This is a genomic window from Parendozoicomonas sp. 209JJ7-1, from assembly GCF_058147085.1.
Genome location: NZ_JBYVJU010000119.1, coordinates 1 through 656, shown reverse-complemented (window position 1 = coordinate 656; position 656 = coordinate 1). Strand labels below are relative to the sequence as shown.

1 protein-coding gene is annotated in these 656 nt (G+C 38.7%); it reads right to left on the bottom strand.

Features of this window, described 5'->3' with window-relative positions; all coding sequences use genetic code 11:
* On the bottom strand, positions 1-656 hold a 656-nt coding region (locus ACY2RQ_RS19650; protein WP_490114709.1), incomplete at both ends, for a ZIP family metal transporter.

Here is a 656-nt window from a genome sequence, read left to right as displayed (position 1 = left end):
CTCATTAAAGAGAATGTGTCATCATTCCTTGCTTCATGAGCTTCTCCAACAAGGTCTTCTACACCTGCTAGCAAATAAAGCCCTGCTACAAATATTAAACTGGATAACTTAACAACTTCTGATTGTTCTTGTAATACGAAATACGCAAAAAGTGAAGATAGCAAAATAGGTACAACAAAAGATGCTGATAGTAATAATCTTTTTACCCGTGATGTTCCTTTATCTTTAAAGTTTGCAATTGTGGCAAAACCTTCAGGGACATCTGCGATTACTTGAACCAAAGCTAATAAAATTGCCAGCCTGATATCAATAACACTGGCCGTCCCAATAAGCAAACCATCCCCAATAAGATCCGCAGAGACTGCAACATAAACCATCCATGCACCAGCCCCTTCCGTTTCACTATCGGATCTTGATTCTTGCCATTTAGATACCAGTGCTTTCATAGCGATATAAAGCATTCCACCGGATAAAAATGAAATGGCGATGATCCAGGTTGATACACTATCTATAACTTTCGGCATTACCTCTATTGCAACAACAGCTACAATAATACCTGCTGCAAGATGTAAAGCGTAATTTATCACTCGCTTTGAGACTGAAAGAAACTCAGCTAATAGTCCTCCTAAAAAATTACCTAGTGCTGGCAGAAAAGC